Source organism: Providencia sp. TYF-12, from assembly GCF_041344805.1.
GTDB classification, from domain to species: domain Bacteria; phylum Pseudomonadota; class Gammaproteobacteria; order Enterobacterales; family Enterobacteriaceae; genus Providencia; species Providencia huashanensis.
In genome coordinates this window covers 2,709,513-2,731,878 of sequence record NZ_CP166833.1, presented here as the reverse complement: position 1 = coordinate 2,731,878, position 22,366 = coordinate 2,709,513, and the positions used below count along the sequence as shown (strand labels likewise).

Genomic DNA, 22,366 nt, shown 5'->3' with positions numbered 1-22,366 from the left:
TAACATGTTTAAGTCGATATCTGAATGGATGTCATTAGGGGGGACGAGATGGTAGGGTGTGCAACAGAGCAAAACGTCAGCGAGAATGAATCAATTAATAAGCAGAGAGAAATAACCAGGCTGTGTATCGAGTGTGGTTTACTTCTCTTACAGCATGGTGCCGAAAGTATGTTAGTTGAACAACTTACGACACGTGTTGGTATTGCTCTTGGGGCAAGTCAGGTTGATAGTGCAATTTCATCGAATTCACTGGTATTGACCACAATTATTGATGGGCGTTGTTTAACATCCACTCGTCGTATTATTGATCGTGGGATTAACATGCATGTTGTTACTGAGGTTCAACATGCGGTGATCCTTGTAGAGCATCATTTATTAGACAGTAAACAATTGCAGAAAAAACTGTCGTTAATTAAACCGTTACGTTACCCCCGATGGTTAATGGTATTCATGGTGGCATTATCTTGTGCTTGTTTTAGTACCTTAAATGGCGGGGGCTGGGAAAGTGCATTGATTACATTTATAGCCAGTGGATGTGCGATGTATATTCGCCAAGTCTTAACGTCTCACCAAATGAACCCGTTGATTAATTTCTGTATGACTGCGTTTGTTGCCACCTCCGTTTCAGGCCTATTGTTGAAGATCCCATATTTGGCGGTTACAGAAACCATCTCGATGGCAGCAAGCGTATTGCTGTTAGTGCCTGGTTTTCCGTTGATCAATGCGGTTGCTGATATGTTCAAAGGGCATGTCAATACAGGGGTTGCACGTTGGACCATGGCAAGTTTGCTGACATTAGCGACATGTATTGGTGTGGTAGTTGCTATGACAATATGGGATTTAAGAGAATGGGCATAAGTTTTCTACTTGAATTAGCTGAAAAGATGGCGTTAGCTGCAATCCCTGCGGTAGGTTTTGCTATGGTATTTAATGTTCCTGCTAGAGCATTAAAATATTGTGCATTATTAGGCGCGATTGGTTATGGCTCTAGAATTGTATTAATTGAATTTGGTTTACAAATAGAATGGGCCAGTTTTGTATCCGCTATACTCGTTGGGGTGATTGGTATTCAGTGGTCTCGCTGGTGGTTAGCACACCCTAAGGTTTTTACTGTCGCTGCGGTGATACCGATGTTTCCGGGAATTAGTGCTTATATTGCGATGATTTCGGTCGTGAAAATCTCTCAATTTGGTTATAACCCTGAGTTAATTGAGGTTTTAGTCACTAATTTTCTCAAAGCATCTTTTATCGTTGGGGCATTATCTATTGGTATCTCGTTACCTGGCTTATGGCTTTACCGCAAAAGGCCGAGTGTTTAATGATAAATTAAAAGTAACAGTTTCTACTAACTTTGCATAAATTCTCATCATGGTTTTAATAGATAAAATTGAGTGACTCCTGATACCATTTGTGTTTTTATTTGATTAGAATAGATGTATATTTTCTTATATACTTTAAGGTGTTAGCGTTAATCCTATCACCTTATTCTTATTTTTTGCTGCTATTCTAGTCATCGGTGCTATTTTGAAACAATCCAGTGTATTTAAATACGTTAAACGTTTTATTCCTTTTATAATTATTCTTTTTTCCATTCCTGCATTTTCATCACCAAATTCGTTTACAGAAGCTAAAGTTCTCAGTAAAAATCAGGTGTATAAAGACCAAAATAAACAGGGCGAAGGGACCCTATATTGTGGTTGTCAGTGGGAATGGTCTGGCAAAAGCGGTGGACAAGTTGATTTAGCCTCCTGCGGCTACCAAGTGCGTAAACAGCAAACACGTGCTCAACGAATTGAATGGGAGCATATTGTTCCGGCGTGGGTCTTTGGGCATCAACGACAATGTTGGCAAAAAGGCGGCAGAAAAAATTGTGTTTCAACTGACCCAGTATTTGGGATGATGGAGGCTGATTTGCATAATTTGGCTCCATCCATAGGGGAAGTTAATGGTGACCGAAGCAATTACCGTTTTGGGCAATTGGGCAATGATGTAGCTTATCCGTATGGAATGTGCCAGAGCCGTGTAGACTTTGCACAGAGGGTATTTGAGCCCCGTAATGAAGTCAAAGGCCAAGTTGCTCGTGTCTATTTTTATATGCATGACCGTTATAATTTATCGATGTCACGCCAACAGCAACAATTATTAATGGCTTGGGATGAAAAATATCCGCCTAGTCAGTGGGAAATGCAACGAGATGAGCGAATAGCAAAAGTCATGGGGCATCATAATCCATTTGTGACAGGGGAAAAAAAATGGCGTTTAAATCATAAAAATACAGGGGAAGGGTTGCGTGTTTCACAACCGTCATCATCCACTTATAGTCACAATCAGCAACGAGTGACAAATAGACCTGAATCCTATGAAATCAAAGGCAACATTAACTCAAAAAAATACCATTTTTCACACTGTTCAGGCTTTAAAACCACCGCAGATAAAAATGCTAAAATGTTTGCAACAGAGGCCGAGGCTAAAGCAGCTGGTTTTATATTAGCGGGAAATTGTAAACCACGTTGACGATATGTTTATTTCACCTAACTAGGTAATTATTTGATTAGCTTATTTTATTTTTTAGCTATGACACCAAATGTTTTTTTATCACAAAACCATTAAAAAATGTTAGAAAAATGTTGCTTTTCGAAAAAAAATAACGCTATATTTAATGTAAATAAAAAACTGTAGCAAAAACATGAGCTCATCGGGTTTCAAAAAATGTTGCAGTTTGTCATATTAATGTCATACAGATTCATTAGTTTAAAGGTATCGCTGTCACAGGAGAAACTAATGGGAAATAATTGTTTATTTAGGTGTATGCAAAACCGGTTACCACTCCATCATGGAACTGTCATGGTGAGATTGGTAACCGGTTTTTTTATTGGTGACTTTTCTGAAATGAAATTATATCGCCAAGCACAAGTTCCACCATTAACTATGAGCTTGAAGGGAGCTCCTCTCTGTTTTGAATAGTCCGTCATTTGAATTGACATCACTGATACCTGGAAGGGTTAATACTATGAGTAGACAGAAAGCTGCAACAAAGGCACGTCGTGAAATGAAACGTTCATCACGTAAAGACCGTTCTGGTCGGTTTGATATGAATAATGTTGCGTCTTTTGCTGAATTTACAGGCATTGAGCCTATTGGTATGGCAAAAGAACGTCGTGATGAATCTCCTATCTTGCCAAGAAATGACGCTCAAAAGCTCTATATTAATTCCATTAAGCATAAGCAATTAGTTTTTGCTAATGGTGAAGCGGGGTGTGGGAAAACCTACATAAGTACTGCACTTGCTGCGGACGCGTTAATTCATAAAGATATCAATAAGATTATTGTGACAAGACCTGTTCTTCAAGCGGAGGAAGATCTCGGTTTCTTACCGGGGGATATGTCGGAAAAATTTGCACCTTACTTTCGTCCTGTCTATGACGTTTTGCTGAAAAGGTTAGGAGCCTCTTTTTTACAATATTGTTTACGTCCTGAAATTGCTAAGGTGGAAATAGCGCCATTTGCCTATATGCGTGGTAGAACCTTTGAAAATGCGATTGTAATTTTAGACGAAGCGCAGAATGTCACAGTCACACAAATGAAGATGTTCTTAACCCGATTAGGTGAGAATGTGACGGTAATTGTTAATGGTGACGTCACACAATGTGATTTACCTGAGAATGTGCCATCAGGGTTGGCAGATGCATTACAACGTTTTAGTAGTGATGAAATGGTCTCAATGGTGAATTTCACGATTGAAGATTGTGTTCGGTCACAATTGTGTCATAAGGCATTGTTGGCTTATAACCATTAATATCGTCATTATTGCTGATGCCCCGTGGTTAATTACGGGGCATCTTGTTTAATCTGAAAGCGGTTGATTAGTGATATAACATTTCGTGTACAATTTGTTCATCGGTTAAAGTATAAGGGTAGTAGGTTGGCCAATTTTCTAGTTGCCCTAATAATTTTTCTTGCGAATCATTACCCATATATAAATGGAAGTGGCCCGAGGTTTGCGGCTCAATGATATGGTCGCTAAATTGAATATATTTTGGTGCTTTCGAGTTTGCGTCTTGGCACTCAAATAAATAGCGAACACCTTTTTTTCCCGAAACGTAATTCAGTATTTTATAACCAGAATATGTGTAGTGGCAGCTATTTACGACACCATTTTGGGTAAATTCGATAATGTCATTTTCAATACCGATGCTATCAACATCCGTTGCATAGCCTTTTTTATAATACTCTCGGTACTCTTCAACGGTTTTATCTTTATTTTTTTTCGCTTTATTTTCGAGCACTTCATCAAGTTTTCCATTTAATAATAATGGGTTGACGGATACCCAAATACCTTGCCAATCACTCAGTGACCTATTTTTGACATCAGCATCATCAAAAACCCCTTTGGAAGCTTGAAGTGCTTTTTCTGATTGGGGATGAGCGTGACTGTGTGAACCATGAGAAATTGCAGTAAAGCTGGTTACAGCAAGAACAGTGCATAAGCTCGCTTTTAGAATTGCCATTTTGTACACAATAATTTTCCCTATTTTATCGAGTGGATAAGAAAATAATGGATATGTTATAACATAACATCAATGGCAATGAAAAGTGTTTTAACGTCATTTTTAAGCGATGCAATAAAATGGTGGCGTTTGTGAATGACAGTTTGGTGGGGTAGATAAACTCGCTTATTAGCCCTAATAAGCGAGTAGAGGGGGTTTTAATCGTCTGGGTTATCCATTACGGCGTGGCGTTCATGATGGTAACCTTCTTCATCATAGCCATGACGCCAGTATGGGATAGCATAAATATCTTCACGGCCAAAACCCTTTTCACGACGAATAAAACGGCGTAAATCACGAATTATTTGGTCTTCTCCGGCAATCCAAAAAGCAGTATCACTGGTTGGAATGTCCCATGATTTAAAAGTAGAGATTAACGCATCCGTTTTAGTGATATCACCACAAATCCAAATAATTTCAACATGTTGTGGTTTTTCTAATTCACGAATATCTTCTTGGCTATCTAACCGTAAAACAACTTTACCTTGTGCATCTTTAGGCATTTTTTCTAGTAATGCGGCAATGGCTGGTAATGAGCTAGAATCCCCAGCCATAAAATAGTGTTTTCTAATAGGTAAGAGTGGGTCTGGACCACCAGGATTGGTGATCCCCATCCAATTACCCGGCTTTGCATCCCGAGCGAAAAGATAAGCGGGGCCTGTCACGCCATCATGCATTGCAAATTCAATATCAATTTCTTTTATTTCAGGTCGAATAGCACGCACACTATAGGTTCTCACAAATGGGCGGGGCTCATTTTCTGGCCAACTACGACCTTTTTCTGTTAATACAGGTAATGCTGGCTGGCTTTTTAAATCAGGAGCGAGAAAAATTTTCAGATGCCCACCTTCACAACCTGTAGGATAAGCACTGAGTTTTTCTCCGGTGAAGGTAATGCAACGGATAGAAGGGCTGACATCCCTAATCGATTTAACTTGGATAAGCTGTGGTGGAGCCGGGCGGTAGATATTTTTTTCAACGGGTTGTTCGGTAGCCACGGACAATCTCCTATGTTAATGATAATTTTATTATATGGTAATTATTATCATTATCATGAATATGCCGAAAAGTTGCAATACATAGTCTATGATTGTGGGGAGGATTTTTGTGTTTTATTAACCGGTAGTCAATTGAGTGATTGATCTGTACTGATAGCCGTCACTTAAGGAATAGCGATGGGATGACTATTCAGCAGGGGTTAATCGATAAATCAGTAAAATAAAGCGGTATAGTATGGTCGTAAGAATACATTTGAAGGCATGAAAAATTGACTGAATATGTAAAAAGGTACTTTGTTACGTTGTAACGTTTAGGCAATGAACTCTTTTGACTCACTGAATGCACTCAGCGTATTTATAAAATATGCCGTATATAAACTATACGGCATTCAATAGGTTAACTACTTCACTTTCATTCCGGCGGCGGTCATCATTAACTTAAATAGATAAGAGAATGCGAATAACGCGAATACACTCCCTAGCCAAATGACCGCCATCCAACCAAGTTTTTTCCACCAAGGTGAGGCTATCACGTTATCAGTGGTAGCCTTGGTCTGGGGTAATTTTTCCTCTGAAGACATAGTAACTCCAATAGGTATAAACCAAAATAACGGGAATAATGAATAATGCACCAACGAGCATAAAGCCTAAGCTTTCCGGTGGACCAGCGGCTTCACGGAAGCTAATTACTGGCGGAATGAGCGTTGGCCAAATACTGATCCCTAGGCCAGTAAAACCAAGGAAAATCAGTAAAAGTGCCGCCAAGAATGGCACGCTATCATGTTGCTGGCGTTTAGCACTCTTTAAGATCAACCAAGTGCAGCCTAATACTAGTAATGGAACAGGTAAAAAGAAGAATAGGTTAGGGAGTGAGAACCAACGGTCAAACACAGCTTCATTTAACATTGGCGTCCATAAGCTAATGATTGCAATAACAGCTAACATCAGTAAGGTTAATGGGCGCAGGATACGATACATGGTACGGCGTAGGTGGCCTTCAGTTTTCATGATTAACCAGCCACAAGCGAGCAACGCATATGCCACGACTAAGCCAAAACCACAAAATAGTGGGAACGGCGCAAACCAATCAAAATAGCCCCCCATGTAAACGCGGTTTTCAACATGGAAGCCTTGAATAAATGCCCCGACAACCACACCCTGCACAAATGTGGCGAAAATAGACCCCCAAATAAAGGCATGATCCCAATGTCGACGATGCGATTCGTCTGCTCTAAAGCGGAACTCAAAAGCAACACCTCGGAAAATCAACGCTAATAACATGAAGGTTAAAGGGATAGAAAGAGCATCTAATACAATTGCATAGGCGAGTGGGAATGCACCAAATAAGGCGGCACCACCTAAAACCAGCCAAGTTTCATTGCCATCCCATACGGGGGCAACGCTATTCATCATCAAATCGCGGTCTTGGCTATCTTTCAGGGCTGGATACAAGATCCCTATACCTAAATCGAAGCCATCCATTACGATATACATCAACATACTAAATACAATGATGACAAACCAAATGAGAGGTAAATCAATGCCCATGAGTTGCGTCCTCCGCGATACCTTTACGAATTAATTTCATCATATACATGTAACCGATACCGAATACACTGCCATAGACGACAAAGAAAGCGATTAGGCTAATACTCATGTGCATTTCACCGTGTGCACTAACAGCATCAGCGGTTCGCTGTAACCCATAGACAACCCATGGTTGGCGGCCTATTTCTGTGGTAAACCACCCTGCAAGAATAGCGATTAAACCAGAAGGTGCCATGAAGAAAATAAAACGTAAAAATGCTTTTGACTCGTAAAGGTTTTTACGATAACGCAGCCATAGCCCCCACACGCCAGCAACTATCATTAACAAGCCTAGCCCGACCATGACGCGGAATGACCAAAACACCATAAACACATTTGGCCTATCTTCTGGTGCATATTCTTTTAACGCTGGCACTTGTTTATCAATGCTGTGTGTTAAAATTAAACTTGCCAGATAAGGGATTTCGATAGCGTATTCCGTTTTTTCTTTTTCTTGGTTGGGGATACCAAATAAAATAAGTGGCGTCGCTTCACCGGGTTTGTTTTCCCAATGGCCCTCCATTGCAGCAACTTTAACTGGTTGATGTTTCAATGTATTTAAGCCGTGTGCATCACCAATCAAAGCTTGAACGGGGGCTAATACCAAAATTAGCCACAGTGACATGGAAAACATCTTTTTCATGGCACTGGACTTGTTACCTTTTAGTAGGTGCCATGCAGCAGAAGCACCGACAAAGAAAGCTGCCGCAAGGAATGCTGCGGTTGTCATGTGCAGTAGGCGATAAGGGAAGGATGGATTGAAAATAACGGCCAACCAGTCAACGGGTACAATACGACCATCAATGATTTCAAAGCCTTGTGGTGTTTGCATGAAGCTGTTAGATGCTAAGATCCAGAATGTTGAGATAATGGTTCCGAGTGCGACCATGCAAGTCGCAAAAAAGTGAAGTTTTTCACCCACACGGTTCATACCAAACAGCATTACACCAAGGAAACCCGCTTCTAAGAAAAATGCAGTGAGGACTTCATAAGTTAGTAATGGCCCAGTAATACCGCCTGCAAAATCAGAGAAGAAGCTCCAGTTAGTCCCAAATTGATAAGCCATTACTAACCCAGAAACGACACCCATTCCGAAATTAACCGCAAAAACTTTTGACCAAAAATGGAACAGCTTTATATAGTCTTCATCACGAGTTTTAAGCCATAAACCTTGAAGCACAGCGAGGTAACTCGCTAGCCCAATCGTAATGGCGGGAAAAATAATATGGAACGAGACCGTAAACGCAAATTGAATACGGGCGAGTTCCAACGCACTTAGTCCAAACATATTGACCCCTGAATGGAAATGTTAATGGCACGCCCATTTAAAGCTTTGGTGATAACAATCGAAGCGCTTATCCCTAGCAAAAAATCGTTAACGCCGGAATACAGCTAAAAATGTTTTGTGCTTATAGTTAAAAAAAGTCAGGTGAATGTGTGGATAAGTAGAACATGAGACGATAAACTATAATAGTAACAATTATTGAGAAATTAACTATAACAGTTGAGGCGGCTATGACGAGATATGAACAGTTAGCAGCGCAAATTCGTCAACAAATTGAAGACCATATCTGGCAAGTTGGTGACAGATTACCTTCACTTAGGGAAAGCGTTAAGCAATCAGGTCTGAGTTTAATGACCGTGGTACAAGCCTACCAATTACTCGAAAGCCAAGGTTGGGTCGTTGCTCGCCCGCAATCAGGCTACTATGTGGCTAACCGTAATAATTCATTTGCTGCGGCAAAGGGAGGAAAAGGGCTACATTTAAATGAGAATGTAGAGATTAACGCCTCTATTTTTGGTGTGCTACAAGCTTGTAAGGACCCTGATATTATCCCATTTGGCTCCGCATTTCCAGAACCCGCCCTGTTAGATGAACCAAAGCTTGCTAAATCGCTAGCTTCAGTGGCAAGGCGCTTATCAAAATTTAATACGCCAGCGAACCTTCCTCCGGGGAATGAGCAATTACGGCGTAATATTGCCCAACGTTATGCCACTCAAGGGATCCACGTTGCACCCGATGAAATTGTCATTACAGCTGGGGCGATGGAGTCCTTAGTTCTTAGCTTACAATCAGTTACGCAACCAGGGGACTGGGTTGTTATCGAGTCTCCAGCATTTTATGGTTCTTTACAGGCGATAGAACGTTTAAAACTCAAAGCAATAGCTATCAAAACTGACCCTATCTTTGGTATCGACCTAGATGCACTTGAAGAGATAGCGAATAAATACCCAATTAAAGCCTGTTGGTTAATGACTCACTATCAAAACCCCCTTGGCGGCACGATGCCACAGGCTAACAAAAAGCGCTTAGTTGATATTCTCAATAAACACCAAATTGCGTTAATTGAAGATGATGTTTACGGTGAACTCTATTTTGGCAATAAACAACCCATCCCTGCTAAGGCTTTAGATACCAAAGGTAATTTCTTCCATTGCTCTTCATTTTCCAAATGTTTAGCGCCGGGTTATCGGGTTGGCTGGGTTGCGGCTGGTCACCACGCGACAAAAATTCAACATTTACAAATGATGAGCACAGTTTCTGCCAGTGTACCGACTCAATTGGCGATTGCTGAGTATCTTTCTCTGGGCGGTTATGACAATCATTTGCGTAAACTGCGGCAAACTATGGAGCAACGTCAACATCAGATGCTCGGGGCCATAGCAAAATATATGCCGGCTTCAGTAAAAGTTAATATGCCTAAAGGCGGGTATTTTTTGTGGTTAGAATTTGAAGCACCTTTTAATGCTATTCGTCTTTATCAATTGGCTCTTAAAGAAGGGATCAGTATTGCGCCTGGTAGTATGTTTTCAACGAGCGAGCAGTTCAACCATGCATTTCGTCTGAATGCTTCATTTACATGGAACGAGCAAGTAGAAGAGGCCATGAAAACTTTAGGTCGTTTATGTCACTATTTAATTAATGAGAGGCGCGAATAGTCACATTATTGTTGTTAATTCATTGCCTTGAGAGACTAACTTTGCCAATCTAAGCTAAAACCACAAGTACCAATGGCAGCATAGGGGGTAATGTGAAAATAAAATGTTTTGATATGACGGAGTTACCTATCCTTGATTGGAATGATGGCGGGGGGTTTAGCCAAGAGGTTTTTTGCTGGCCTGTCGCATCGGATTACTCTTTACGTGCAAGTATTGCAACGATTAATAAAGATAGCTACTTAAAACGCTATGCCGAAGGCGAAAGGCTAGCTATCTTGCTTAATAAACAGCCGCTTTCATTAACCGATAACAAGGGTGTTGAATATCCACTAGGGCAAGTGGGTGACAGTATTCAGTTTTCTGCTCAGCAGTATTGTGCAGTTAATATAAAGCAACCCTCAACTCAATTATTGAATTTTATTTTTCGACAAGATAGGTGGAGCGTTAAAAATTATTTAGTGACTGAAAAACGTAGGTTACCGGCAAACCAAGCAGGCCTTGTTTATGTACTTGAGGGCCAGTGGGAGGTTTTTGGTGGAAATTGTAACATAATGGCAAAAGGGCAAGGGGGCTGGTGGCTTCCTGATATCGGTGAAGGGGAGGTTAAGCCACTTAGCACCGATAGCAAATTAATTTGGATTGAGTTGTTGCCTCACTAGCTGGTTGCTAAGCCAATTGCAGCAAAAGTCAGCATTCCCCCTGCAACACCTTCGGTTATGCGGCGTTTTTTATCATTATAAGTTTGCTTGTTATGCATGGACGCAAATAATGCTCCGATCACACCGTAAATAACAATACAAGAAAAAATAAAAGTGGCAGACAAGATCAACGATTGAATAGCAACACTTTCATTTAATTGGATAAAATTAGGTAAGATGGCGAAGTAAACTAAGAGACCTTTAGGGTTGAGAAAGCTGGTCAAAAAGGCTTTGCCGATGATTGATTTTGTCGAGGCTGTTTTAATGCATATTTCACGTGTTCTGATGGCTGATAGCAGCATACAAACCGCGAGATAAGCCACATACGCGACACCTACCCATTTAATTGTATGGAAAATGGCTGGTGAGGCAGCAACAATCGCTGATAACCCTAATGCGGCAAGTATAGCATGGGTCATATAGCCCATAATAATTCCTAAATTAGCTTTCCAAGCAGCAATGGCCCCGCCGGAAAGACCTTGAGCAGAAATAAACAGCAGATCAGGTCCTGGTGTACATACCAGAGGGATCACAGTTGCGCTAAATAACAGCAAAGTTTGTAACTCCATTTGAATACCTCATGTTGATTATTTTTATTTAACACAACTGGCCAGTCGCAATAAAATTATAACTATGTATCGATAGTGTTGGGTTTTTTTATTGCTTGTAAAGCGTTAATTTTTGATATTAAATATCAAAAATTAACTTAAAAATAGCACTCAGATTCAATAGGTGAAAATATGGTAAAACTTGATGCCATAGATAAACATATTTTACGGGTTTTACAACGAGACGGTAAAATTCAAAATATTGAATTAGCTAAAGAAGTTGGGCTTTCCCCTTCTCCTTGTTTACGCAGAGTTAAATTATTGGAAGAAGCTGGGGTGATAAAACGTTACGTTGCGGTGCTTGATGGCGCTAAGATTGGGGCGGGGTTATCTTTATTTGCGCGTATTTGGTTTAAAACGCAGGATGCTCACACCATCAATCAATTTATCCAAGAGATAAAGCAAATGCCAGAGGTTGTTGAATGCCACTTAATGGCAGGGGAATGTGATGCGCTAATCCGTATTGTGACACATGATCTTGCATCATATCGCCGTTTCCATGCCGACCATCTGACACAAATTAATAGTATTCAAAGTATTAAGACTGAAGTGCCAATGGAAACAGTTAAAGTGACTTATGCATTACCATTATGACAGTATCGCTAATCGTTTATTGTTGTTTTATCAATTTTGTTGGGGCACATTCAGTTAGCTCTACAGTGTTATCAGGTAAGTAAAAATAGCCTGATTTCCCCATTTTTTTGATTTAACAATTAAAATAGTGGGCATAATATGCCTTGTATCAGGCATTATGGCGGTTGTGACGAATCAATAATAGTAACCGATATATTATTTAGTATTTTAAGAAAAGACAATAAGTAAAATATAAAATAAAATTTTTATTTATTAAATATTGTTTAACTATGGGTAGGTGATATTTAATTATATTTTGAAAATTAATTTTACAAATTGAAATATAATTATTGATTTTAATATATAGAGAGAAAAGTTATGGTGAAATAGTAGCGTTGTTGTTTAGTGTGAGAATGTGAAATGTACTTATTTATATATCGGTTCGTTTTTTGATTAGGTATTTGGCTCAATAATAGTAACTGTTGGGTTTATAAATCAATACTACTGATAGCGTAATCTAATTGCTTGATATGTCAGTAATGAAATGGTTTTTTTTTGATCCTGCGCAACATCATTTTATATCCCTTCCTTATACTAGTATTAATCAAAAAAATATAATGCGAATATTTCTTATTTAATGAAGTTAGTAACTCTCAGTTTATTTCAATAACACGAATGTAATTATTGGCACGGCTTTGTTCTGTTATCAGTTTGCCAGTGAATTAGATGGTTATTATATTTCTTTATTCGAATTATGAAGCTCAAATTTTAAAGAAACTATTCGTCAGTAAATTGAAGGAAAACTATGATTTATCCGATTACTGATAGGCTGTTGCCTACCATCAATAACGCTGAGTTTAAGCGTTATGCTATGCGTTATTTGGATATTGAGAGACAAACACAGCAAGCTATTACTCAATATGGGCTTAGTTTTGAACCTGCTTTTTCACAGCAAAGTGAGATAAACCAGCTTAAACAGGATATTAAAGCACTAGGTGCATGTTTTGCGAATAATGGAAAGAGTATACATAGTCATTGGCTATCGAGTGCTTGTGTGCAGTGCCGCACAGGGGAAGGGAGTTACACCACATTTTTATCATTAAAATGCCACCGCGACTGCTATTTTTGTTTCAATCCTAACCAAGAGAACTACCAAGGTTTTCAACATGAGATGAGGGACGCTGTTGGCGAAGTTGCTGCAATTGCAGAGCAAGAATACCCGCTAACACATATTGCTTTAACGGGAGGTGAACCATTACTTTTCCGCCAAGAGAGCATTGCGTTTTTCGCAGCAGTTCAACAGAAATTACCTCAGGTTCATAGCCGCTTATATACAGCTGGTGACCCATTAGACCGTAGCACAGCGGTAGCCTTAGCAAATGCAGGCCTTAAAGAAATTCGCTTTAGCATCAAAATTGATGATGCAGAAGAACGGATTGAGAAAGTTTTACACCGCATTGAATTAGCAAGAGAAATTTTCCCGACGGTGATGGTGGAGATGCCGGTTATCCCAGGCACTGAACCGCAAATGTACAAGTTACTCATGCGGTTAGATGATATTGGTATAGATGGGATTAACTTATTGGAATTTTGTTTTCCTTTAACAAATAGTGACGCTTACCAATCACGGGGCTTTCAACTTAAAAACCCCCCTTATGAAGTGTATTACAATTATTGGTATGCAGGTGGGCTTGCTGTCTCCCAAAGTGAATTAGCTTGTTTGCGTGTGGTTAAATTTGCATTAGAACAACAGCTATCACTTGGTGTGCATTATTGTTCCTTGGAGAATAAACACACAGGTCAAGTATACCAAAGTAACGCATTTTTTCGGCAACATGCTCAGCTTATTGGGCAACATTATCTATTTTCATCTCGCGATTATTTTTATAAAAGCGCCAAAGTATTTGGTGATGACCGCCCACAAGTAGCAAGACTATTAAAACAAGCGGGAATTTCTTATCACGAAGAGTTATTGCACGGCTTTTTGCAGTTTAATCCCGAATCTATTTTGTATTTAACTTCCCTCGTTGATTTACCCATCGCACTCACCTCACACATCATTGAGCCTGATGAGCAGGGCAACCCTTTAATTAAAGAAGTGAAGGTTGAATTAACGACACCAACTCAATTTTTATTGGCCGATTTGCATGAAGGTTCCTGTAATGAATAACATCCCAACATTTGATTATCTCTATGCGCGTCAATTTGCTTATGACGTATTAAGACGCTTATTAATAGAAGAACCTACCCCTGAGTTATTAAATTATTTGGATAATACGGGGTTGGCATTATTCCCTTGTGATGAAGCATTACCCGCGATGAAAAATGCAATTGAGGAAATGGGAAAAGATTTACAGTCACGGACGTTACAAGCAAACGCGGATAGTTTTGAAGATTTACATTGGGATTTTACCCGCTTATTTATTGGCCCAGAAGCGCCTCCGGCGGCACCATGGGAGTCTACTTATGTCTCCCGTGACAAATTGTTGTTTCAAGAAAACACATTAGCTGTAAAAACCTTTTATCAAAAATATGGGTTCCAATTACCTGAGGGTGACATGGAGGCAGCCGATCATATTGGGTTTGAGTTAGATTTTATGTGGAATTTAAGTCAACGCATTGTTGCGATTGTCGATATTGGAAATGAGCTAGGCGAAGACGCAAAAAAATTATTGTTAGGGTCATCTGCATTCTTAGATACGCATCTTTTAGCATTTATTACCCCGTTTTGCCGTGCAATGCATAACCATGCAGAAACCTTATTTTATCGCCAATTAAGCTCACTTTTAGAGCTTTTTTTGCGCAACGACCTTAAAAGAATCAATGAATTAGTTAATTAATAATAATAAAGCAAAGTGAAGAGGTAAGAGCAATGTCAGAAAGACAGAAAGTAGCCTTAAGTCGTCGTTCATTTTTAGCATGGACATCGGCGGCATCAGTGATGGCTACGTTGCCGCTAAGTAAACGACTTTATGCTGCAACACCAGAAGAGGAAAAAGCCGTTGCCCAAGCAACCGACGCTGTCACTCAAGGGACATGGAAGCCCGTGGCATGTTGGCATAACTGCGGTGGTCGTTGTGTCAATAAAGCCCTCGTCGTTGAAGGTGTCGTTGTTAGGCAAAAAACAGATGATGTGGTAGCGGACTCACCTGACTTTCCACAACAACGAGGCTGTTTACGTGGGCGTTCTCAACGTAAACAGGTGTTCGGTGCCGATCGATTAAAATACCCAATGAAACGTAAAGGTTGGGCTCCCGGAGGGGGAGATAAAAGCTTGCGTGGGCGTGACCAGTGGGTACGTATTAGCTGGGATGAAGCACTTGATATTGTTGCGTCAGAAAGCAAACGCATCAAAGAAAAATATGGTAATGAATCCATTTGGATCACAGGCGGCAATGGTGTTGATATCCAAAATGTTTATGCGAAAGCGGGTGGATTTGTTGGCGACTGGGGAACAACGTCATGGGGAGCATGGTTTGAAACACCAGCCCATTTAGGGTTGTTAGAAGGTTTTTATACCTTTGGTACCAATGATCGCTTTGATATGCGTAATTCACAATTGATTGTTATGTGGGGGGCAAACCCTGCGTGGAGTAGCCCTGGTAGCCCAACCTATAACTACTATCAAGCAAAAAAAGCAGGAGCTCGGTTTATTTGTATCGACCCAAGCTATACTGCGACAGCGGAATTAATGGATGCTGATTGGTACCCTATTAACCCGGGTACTGACCACGCTTTAGCGTTGGGCATCATGTATGCTCTATTGGAAATGGACAGCCAAGATAACCCATTAATTGATTGGGATTTCTTGCGCCGTTGTACGGTTGGTTTTGATGAAACTAATATGCCAGCAGGGGCTGATCCAAAAGGTAATTTTAAAGATTATTTATTAGGTACGTATACAGGGGAGCCGAAAACACCTGAATGGGCATCTAACATTTGTGGGCTATCCGCTACAGATATCCGTAAATTGGCCCGTGAAATTGGTGGGACAAACCGAGTGGCACTACTTACTGGCTGGGCTCCAGCTCGTGTTCATAATGGAGAAGGTTGGGTACAAGCATTCTCAACCTTAGGTTTTATGACAGGGCATATGGGTAAACCGGGGCGTATGACAGGGGTAAGCTGCCATTTTGCGGCAGGGAATAACGGTACTCGCTTAGTGATGGCTGGCGACAGTGGTTTACCGGCGGTGCCAAACCCAATTAGCCTGAAAATTAACCATAATGAACTCAACCGTGCATTATTAGAGAAAAAATTCCGTCAACGCGGTGTGGGTGATGTAAACGCTAACATTCAAATGATTATCCACCCATTTAATGCCACATTGCAAACACGCGCCAATATTTCGCAGAGTATTGAAGCCTACCGTAAAGATGTGGAATTAGTGGTAACAGCAGCTTATGTTCCACACACTTGCGCTAAATACTCCGATATTGTACTGCCAGTAACTACCGAATGGGAGCGTGAAGGGACCATATTAAATCCAAGCAACCGCGAAGTTATTATTGCCGCGGTTAATGTGACCCCACCTCTTTATGAAGCGAAAAGTGACCAATGGATTGCCAAAGAAATCGGAAAACGCCTTGGCATTAATGTCGATGAAGTATTCCCTGTTTCTGAGAAACAGCAGTTCTTCAATAAGCTTAATGGTGCAACAATTATTGGTGAAGATGGTAAAACCACTGAGCCATTGCTGACAATTACCCAAGCAGACATTGATGAATGGCAAGTGACAGGCAAACCTCAGCAAGGTCGCATTACATTGAATGAGTTTCTTACCGTTGGGAAATATCAAGTTAAACGAACTAAAGGTGATAACTATGGTTATATCGCCTATGAAGACTTTATTCGAGACCCTGAAGGGAATCCGCGCCCAACGCCAAGTGGTAAATTTGAAATTTATTGCCAAACATTGGTAGAAAAAGCGGATGAATGTGGTTGGACAAAATTACCTCCGATCCCTGAGTACATTCCTTCAGCAAATGGCTATGAAGCTAGCTTTAAGGATTTCTCTAAAAAAGAAAAAGGGGATTATCCATTCCAAATCTATAACCCTCATTATTTACGCCGTTCACACAGTACCCTTGATAATGTGCCTTGGTTACGCGAGCAGTGGCCTAGCCCAATTTACATCAATGCGTCGGATGCAAAGCGCCTAGGAATTAAGCATGGTGAAACGGTGTTAGTTACAAGCCCACAAGGGAAAATTGTACGTCCAGCATTGGTTACCCAAACGATGAAACCAGGAGTGGTTGCATTACCTCATGGTAGTTGGACGAATGTGGATGAAAAAACAGGGATAGATATGGCAGGGGCTGATAATACGCTAACGATCCAAGTACCAACGGGTCTTGGCACATCAGGTTGGAACACCATGCTGTGTAATATCGAGAAATGGCATGGTGATCAATTAGTTCCAGATGCTGCTATTCCACAGCGTATTATTTTTTAGGGGGCAATAAGAAATGGATAAACAAGTCGGATTTTATATAAACGTTGCTGCCTGTATTGGGTGTAAAACCTGTGTAGTAGCTTGTAAAGACAAGAACGACCTTGAGGTTGGGCGTAATTTTCGCCGAGTATATGACGTTGAAGTTGGGGAATACCCGCGGCCTCGTCTCTGGCATTTGTCAATAGCTTGTAATCACTGTGATGACCCTCAGTGCGTCAGTCATTGCCCAACAACGGCAATGCATAAACGTGAAGAAGATGGGGTTGTGTTGGTCGATCACAATAAATGTGTTGGATGCCGCTATTGTACTTGGGCTTGCCCATATGAAGCACCACAATTTGATGCGAGTATTGGTATGATGACCAAATGTGATACCTGCATCGACCTGCGTGAGAAAGGGGGAAACCCTATGTGTGTGGATTCTTGCCCAATGCGTGCCATTGAATTTGGCTTAATCAGTGAATTGCGCAAAAAATATGGCACAAATGCGGATATTGATGGGTTACCAAGCTCATCAATCACGAAGCCGAACCTTGTTGTCGGCACGAAAGGATAAGGAAAACTATCATGCATGAATTTCCATTGGTGATTTTCACCTTATTTATGCAGGCCTCAGTGGGCTGCTTGGTTGTTGCATTAATCTGTTATTTCCGGGTACTTGGCGGGGGAAATGATATTCAGAATGTTCAGTTTATCAAACGACCTGTTTTAGCCAGTTTTGTTTTAGGCTGCGTTGGGTTACTCGGTTCGTTATTTCACATGGGGAACCCTCTGCACATGTTTTACACTATGCTGCACGTGTCGACCTCATGGATGAGCCGTGAAGTTTGGGCGACTGCAATTTACATGGGGTTACTATTTTTTAGTGTCGCTTTACTTTTACTGAAACAAAAAGCGAATGCTGCATTACTGGTACTGAGTGCGATTGCTGGCTTGATGTATATGTATGCGATGTCAGCGTTATATGCCAATACATTATTTAACTTATGGAATGGTTTATTTACTTACGCGAGTTTCTTCGGCGCGGTATTACTGGTAGGCGGTGTTGTTGCTGCACTTTTGCTGGTGGGGTCTTTGCGCCGAAGTGCAAAAGAAGAGCAGGTACAACGAGTGGTTAAAATTACCTTAGGGCTAGGTATTATGGGGATACTACTTATGTTATTAGGGGCTTTATCGCTGCTTGGTAATATAGGTGAGCCGATTTACCTCGGTATGACCCAGCGTGAAATGCCAGAAGGGCTACTGAGTTTAAGCCTTGTTCGTGTAGTGCTAATCGCATTAGGCATACTATTTGTTGGCCGCTTGCTGTGCCAAAAGACGGGGCAAAATACCAACGCTACGGTTGTGATGTCTTTGGCCACGCTGTGTATTTTTGCCGGTGAGGGTGTTGGACGAGTGGTATTTTTCTCACTTGGTGGTTAATTTATCATCATATTAATCTAAAATCCGAAGGTGAGCTCCTTCGGATTTTTTTTATATGCTTATGTGCATTTTAGTACAGCAAAAACTAAATTATGATTGTAAAAGTGGGTTATTGACAAATTAATTACCAAAAGTGAGTAAATTATGTTGATTGTTATTAATGATTATAATTATCATTATCGCTCTTAATTCTCTTTTAGCTCATCGGTTATGAAATTAAAAACTCGCAAATTACTTACCCCCCTCGCAATTTCTACTGCTCTGATATCTCATTACGCTGTTGCGGCTGATAATACAAAGAGTGACCAAATCACAGTTACGGGCAATTGGCTCGAAAATACACAAGACAGTGAAGTGGTATTTAATCATCCCGGCGCTAGAACGGTAAAAACACAACAACAAATAAAAGAAACTGGCAGTGAAACAATCGCAGATGCATTAAAAGGGATCCCAGGTGTACAAGTTCGTGAAAGTAATGGAACCGGTGGCAGTGATGTTTCTTTGAATGTGGGAGTCCGTGGGTTAACTTCGCGTCTTTCACCACGCTCAACTATTTTGCTTGATGGGATGCCATTAGCCGCAGCACCTTATGGCCAGCCGCAGCTTTCTATGTCCCCATTATCTTTGGGAAGTATTGAATCTATTGATGTCATACGCGGAGGGGCTTCGGTACGTTATGGGCCACAAAATGTAGGGGGAGTGATTAATTTTGTGACTAAGCCTATCCCTAAAGATTTTGGTGGCGGTGTATCAGTACAGACGCAGGGTGCCAAAACAGGCGGGTTAAAAACATTAGTGGATGCCTCGCTAGGGGGCTCTAAAGCGGATGATTCTGCTGGGGCAATTTTGCTTTATTCGGGTTTACACGGGCAAGGTTACCGTAAAAGCAATGATAACACGGATATTGATGACCTCATGCTGAAAACGCGTTATGCCTTAACAGATAACGATGAATTATTAGCTAATTTTCATTATTACCGTGCAATGTCGGGTATGCCCGGAGGCTTGACCCAAGCTGAATATAATGCTGACCCATTCCAATCAACACGGCCTTATGACCGTTTTGAAGGTAATCGGCAGGATCTGTCATTGAAATACAAGCACGAAGTAGATGACAAACAATTTGAATTGATGACTTGGTTTAGCAAAAGTTACCGGGGGAGTTATATAGAAAGTGACCATAAAGAAAAAGCGAATGAAAGGCGCTTAGTGTCTTACCCTCGTCATTATACTGCTTATGCGATTGAACCAAGTTACTCGCAATTATTCCGTTTTAATGATATTTCCCATGAGGTTACCATTGGTTATCGTTATTTAAATGAAACGGCAGATGAAAAAGCGTACCGCTCAAATTGGTATCAAGCGGGGAGCCAAAGCACTCGCCCTGATACCAATAATTATTATCAGCACACGTCTGGGGGAACAGAAGCCCATGCGATTTATTTGGATGACACTATCGATGTTGGTAATTGGACGCTTATTCCCGGAATTAGATACGAAAATATTAACATTCATTTAGACGATAGCTTTAAAGAACAACATCGCAGTAAACGTTATAGTGAACCACTTCCTGCACTAGCTGTGATCTACCATATTGATGATGAATGGAAGTTATTTGCCAATGCCAGCACATCATTTGGGAGTTTGCAATATTTCCAATTGAATACTAAAGGGGTCGGTAACTCGCCTGCGAATGGGTTAAGTGCAGAAAAAGCGCATAATTATGAAGTAGGTACTAAATACGACAATACCGCCTTGTCCCTTGAAGCAACATTATTTTATATCGATTTTGATGACCAATTATTATACGTTGAAAATACAACGGGTTGGACGAACCTAGGTGCAACAACACACCAAGGTGTCGAGTTAGCCGCGAGGTACAACTTATCTGACCTTACTGATGTACTTGAAGGCGCGAGTGTTTACAGTACCTATACCTACACTAAGGCGGTGAGTAAGAAAGGGAACTTTGCTCATAAAGATTTACCTTTTTATTCACGCCAAGTATTCACTGCAGGTGGCCGTTACGAAACGGGGAATTGGGTTTGGAACTTGAATACTTATGCGCAATCAACCCAAGAGTCACCAGGCACAACAGACCAATATGTTACTAAACCAAGCGTGGATGGCCGTTATGGGACTATCCCAGGTTATATGGTATGGGACGCTCGCGGTGAATACCATTTTGGGAGAAGTTTGTCTGATTTAACGCTATCCGCTGGTATTAAAAATTTATTTGATCAAACCTATTTCACACGCTCTACGGATAACAATTATGGCATTTATGTTGGGCAGCCGAGAACTTACTACGTTCAAGCGTCTGTGAAATTTTAATGAATATAAGGCAAAACAATGACTGGTAGACAAACTATCAAAAAATTGGGTGTAATTCTTAGCGTCATTAGCCTATTTTTTGCGGCTACAAGCATGGCTGCACCTACTGTGGTCACGGATATTGCAGGTCGGGAAGTCACGGTGAATGTGCCAGTATCCCGTGTAATGTTAGCGGATAGCCGTGTCTTGGTAGCACTGAATATACTACACCCAAAAACGCCATTAAAAGGGGTTATTGCTTGGGATGACGCGTTAATAAAAAAAGCACCTGACCTAAGTGTTGCATATAGCAAAAAATTCCCAGAACTCAAAAAGATCCCTGTGTTTCCTAACCCATACACTACTGATTTCAGCGTAGAAAAAGCGCTAGTTGCTCAACCCGATTTATTGATTTTTGATATTGGCTTGAAAAGCAAGCTAACAGAAAGCGGGACGTTATCATTATTGGAAAAAAGCGGTTTACCTGTCATTTTTATCGATTTTAGACAATACCCACTTAAAAATACTATGCCGAGTATGACGATACTCGGGCAAGTATTTGGTGAGGAGCAGCAGGCGAAGGAATTTAACCAGTTTTATCAACAAAAATTGGGGTTAATTCGTTCAAGGGTCTCCTCGATTGATAAAGATAAACGTCCAAGTGTATTTATTGAAAGGGCCGCTGGTATTTCAGGGGTTGATTACTGTTGTAAAACCTTTGGTAATGGTAATTTTGGTGAGTTTGTTGAAACAGCAGGGGGAAATAACCTCGGTTCACAATGGTTTAGCATTGGCATGGGTGGGGAAATTAGTGAGGAGCAATTAATCCACAGCAACCCAGATTACTATTTGATGACAGCCGCTGATTGGGATAGTACCCGTAAAGGCAGCGCTTCAGTACCATTGGGTTATACAGGGGATAAACAAAAGTCTCTAGCGCGACTGAACAAGCTGATGGAACGCCCTAAGTTTCGTTCGTTAGCGGCATTTCAAAACAAACAAGTATTAGCACTATATCAACAATATTATGATACTCCATTTAATATTATTGCAGTGGAGGCGATTGCGAAGTTTATCCATCCGGAGCTATTTGCGGATCTTGATCCCCAAGCCGATAGCGACTATTTACACCAAACTTTTACCGCGCTAGATGGTGACGGTGTATTTTGGGTACAAGCACAATAGGCGATGACCATGTTTTACCTGCTTTAGTGTTATCAAATAA

Annotated in this window: 21 protein-coding genes; 15 read left to right on the top strand and 6 right to left on the bottom strand. The window is 40.8% G+C overall.

From position 1 onward, the window contains the following. Positions 1–48 precede the first annotated feature (48 nt). The 5 genes from ABE954_RS12345 to phoH all read left to right on the top strand — a co-directional run bounded on the left by ABE954_RS12345 (position 49) and on the right by phoH (position 3,796). Positions 49–858 carry a threonine/serine exporter ThrE family protein gene (locus ABE954_RS12345; protein ID WP_042843972.1) on the top strand — a complete coding sequence of 270 codons (810 nt, stop codon included), beginning with the start codon at positions 49–51 and terminating at the stop codon, positions 856–858. Beyond that, on the top strand, positions 849–1,319 hold the full coding sequence (locus ABE954_RS12340; protein WP_042843971.1) for a threonine/serine exporter: 471 nt from the start codon (positions 849–851) through the stop codon (positions 1,317–1,319). Before ABE954_RS12345 ends, ABE954_RS12340 begins: the two co-directional genes overlap by 10 nt. 244 nt (positions 1,320–1,563) lie before the next feature. Then, positions 1,564–2,514, top strand: a complete 951-nt coding sequence (locus ABE954_RS12335; RefSeq protein WP_164975511.1) for an endonuclease — start codon at positions 1,564–1,566, stop codon at positions 2,512–2,514. Between the two features lie 267 nt (positions 2,515–2,781). Then, on the top strand, positions 2,782–2,964 hold the full coding sequence (locus tag ABE954_RS12330; protein WP_042843970.1) for a hypothetical protein: 183 nt from the start codon (positions 2,782–2,784) through the stop codon (positions 2,962–2,964). A 46-nt stretch (positions 2,965–3,010) separates the two neighbouring features. Beyond that, positions 3,011–3,796, top strand: a complete 786-nt coding sequence (gene phoH, locus ABE954_RS12325; RefSeq protein WP_131679968.1) for a phosphate starvation-inducible protein PhoH — start codon at positions 3,011–3,013, stop codon at positions 3,794–3,796. Between the two features lie 67 nt (positions 3,797–3,863). On the opposite strand, the gene zinT is transcribed toward phoH, so the two are convergent. The 5 genes from zinT to ABE954_RS12300 all read right to left on the bottom strand — a co-directional run bounded on the left by zinT (position 3,864) and on the right by ABE954_RS12300 (position 8,420). Beyond that, a complete protein-coding gene (gene zinT / locus ABE954_RS12320) occupies positions 3,864–4,508 on the bottom strand; it encodes a metal-binding protein ZinT (RefSeq protein ID WP_166686561.1) in 645 nt (214 codons plus the stop codon). A gap of 197 nt (positions 4,509–4,705) precedes the next feature. Beyond that, positions 4,706–5,545, bottom strand: a complete 840-nt coding sequence (locus ABE954_RS12315) for a siderophore-interacting protein (protein WP_048607054.1) — start codon at positions 5,543–5,545, stop codon at positions 4,706–4,708. A gap of 401 nt (positions 5,546–5,946) precedes the next feature. After that, positions 5,947–6,126 carry a DUF2474 domain-containing protein gene (locus ABE954_RS12310; RefSeq protein ID WP_048607056.1) on the bottom strand — a complete coding sequence of 60 codons (180 nt, stop codon included), beginning with the start codon at positions 6,124–6,126 and terminating at the stop codon, positions 5,947–5,949. Then, positions 6,083–7,093, bottom strand: a complete 1,011-nt coding sequence (gene cydB / locus ABE954_RS12305; RefSeq protein ID WP_042843966.1) for a cytochrome d ubiquinol oxidase subunit II — start codon at positions 7,091–7,093, stop codon at positions 6,083–6,085. The genes ABE954_RS12310 and cydB overlap by 44 nt, the downstream gene beginning before the upstream one ends. Continuing rightward, positions 7,083–8,420, bottom strand: coding sequence for a cytochrome ubiquinol oxidase subunit I (locus ABE954_RS12300; protein ID WP_042843965.1), 1,338 nt, complete (start codon positions 8,418–8,420; stop codon positions 7,083–7,085). The genes cydB and ABE954_RS12300 overlap by 11 nt, the downstream gene beginning before the upstream one ends. Positions 8,421–8,647: 227 nt before the next feature. Between ABE954_RS12300 and ABE954_RS12295 the strand changes: the two genes are divergently transcribed. Both ABE954_RS12295 and ABE954_RS12290 read left to right on the top strand, forming a co-directional pair. Further along, entirely contained in the window at positions 8,648–10,072 is a 1,425-nt protein-coding gene (locus ABE954_RS12295) for a PLP-dependent aminotransferase family protein (protein WP_048607059.1), read from the top strand. Between the two features lie 92 nt (positions 10,073–10,164). Further along, entirely contained in the window at positions 10,165–10,731 is a 567-nt protein-coding gene (locus ABE954_RS12290; protein WP_042843962.1) for a HutD family protein, read from the top strand. Here the strand turns inward: ABE954_RS12290 and ABE954_RS12285 are convergent. Then, a complete protein-coding gene (locus ABE954_RS12285) occupies positions 10,728–11,339 on the bottom strand; it encodes a LysE family translocator (protein WP_048607063.1) in 612 nt (203 codons plus the stop codon). The two genes, ABE954_RS12290 and ABE954_RS12285, sit on opposite strands and share 4 nt — an antisense overlap. 171 nt (positions 11,340–11,510) lie before the next feature. Between ABE954_RS12285 and ABE954_RS12280 the strand changes: the two genes are divergently transcribed. The 8 genes from ABE954_RS12280 (at position 11,511) to ABE954_RS12245 (ending at position 22,326) form a co-directional block, all read left to right on the top strand. Beyond that, positions 11,511–11,972 carry an Lrp/AsnC family transcriptional regulator gene (locus tag ABE954_RS12280; protein ID WP_206227183.1) on the top strand — a complete coding sequence of 154 codons (462 nt, stop codon included), beginning with the start codon at positions 11,511–11,513 and terminating at the stop codon, positions 11,970–11,972. A 784-nt stretch (positions 11,973–12,756) separates the two neighbouring features. Further along, positions 12,757–14,121, top strand: a complete 1,365-nt coding sequence (locus ABE954_RS12275) for a radical SAM protein (RefSeq protein WP_166684881.1) — start codon at positions 12,757–12,759, stop codon at positions 14,119–14,121. Continuing rightward, the gene (locus ABE954_RS12270) at positions 14,114–14,791 is read left to right on the top strand and encodes a molecular chaperone (RefSeq protein WP_264402823.1); all 678 of its coding nucleotides are present in this window, start codon (positions 14,114–14,116) and stop codon (positions 14,789–14,791) included. The genes ABE954_RS12275 and ABE954_RS12270 overlap by 8 nt, the downstream gene beginning before the upstream one ends. 32 nt (positions 14,792–14,823) lie before the next feature. Further along, on the top strand, positions 14,824–17,406 hold the full coding sequence (locus ABE954_RS12265) for a molybdopterin-dependent oxidoreductase (RefSeq protein WP_048607069.1): 2,583 nt from the start codon (positions 14,824–14,826) through the stop codon (positions 17,404–17,406). 13 nt (positions 17,407–17,419) lie between these two features. Further along, positions 17,420–17,962, top strand: coding sequence for a DMSO/selenate family reductase complex B subunit (locus tag ABE954_RS12260; RefSeq protein ID WP_042843955.1), 543 nt, complete (start codon positions 17,420–17,422; stop codon positions 17,960–17,962). An 11-nt stretch (positions 17,963–17,973) separates the two neighbouring features. After that, complete coding sequence (locus tag ABE954_RS12255; RefSeq protein ID WP_181469238.1) at positions 17,974–18,828, top strand: DmsC/YnfH family molybdoenzyme membrane anchor subunit; 855 nt, start codon at positions 17,974–17,976, stop codon at positions 18,826–18,828. Between the two features lie 210 nt (positions 18,829–19,038). After that, positions 19,039–21,162 (top strand): TonB-dependent siderophore receptor, encoded by a 2,124-nt coding sequence (locus tag ABE954_RS12250; RefSeq protein WP_129465853.1) that lies wholly within the window; start codon positions 19,039–19,041, stop codon positions 21,160–21,162. 18 nt (positions 21,163–21,180) lie between these two features. After that, the gene (locus tag ABE954_RS12245; protein WP_210846814.1) at positions 21,181–22,326 is read left to right on the top strand and encodes an ABC transporter substrate-binding protein; all 1,146 of its coding nucleotides are present in this window, start codon (positions 21,181–21,183) and stop codon (positions 22,324–22,326) included. Positions 22,327–22,366 lie beyond the last annotated feature (40 nt).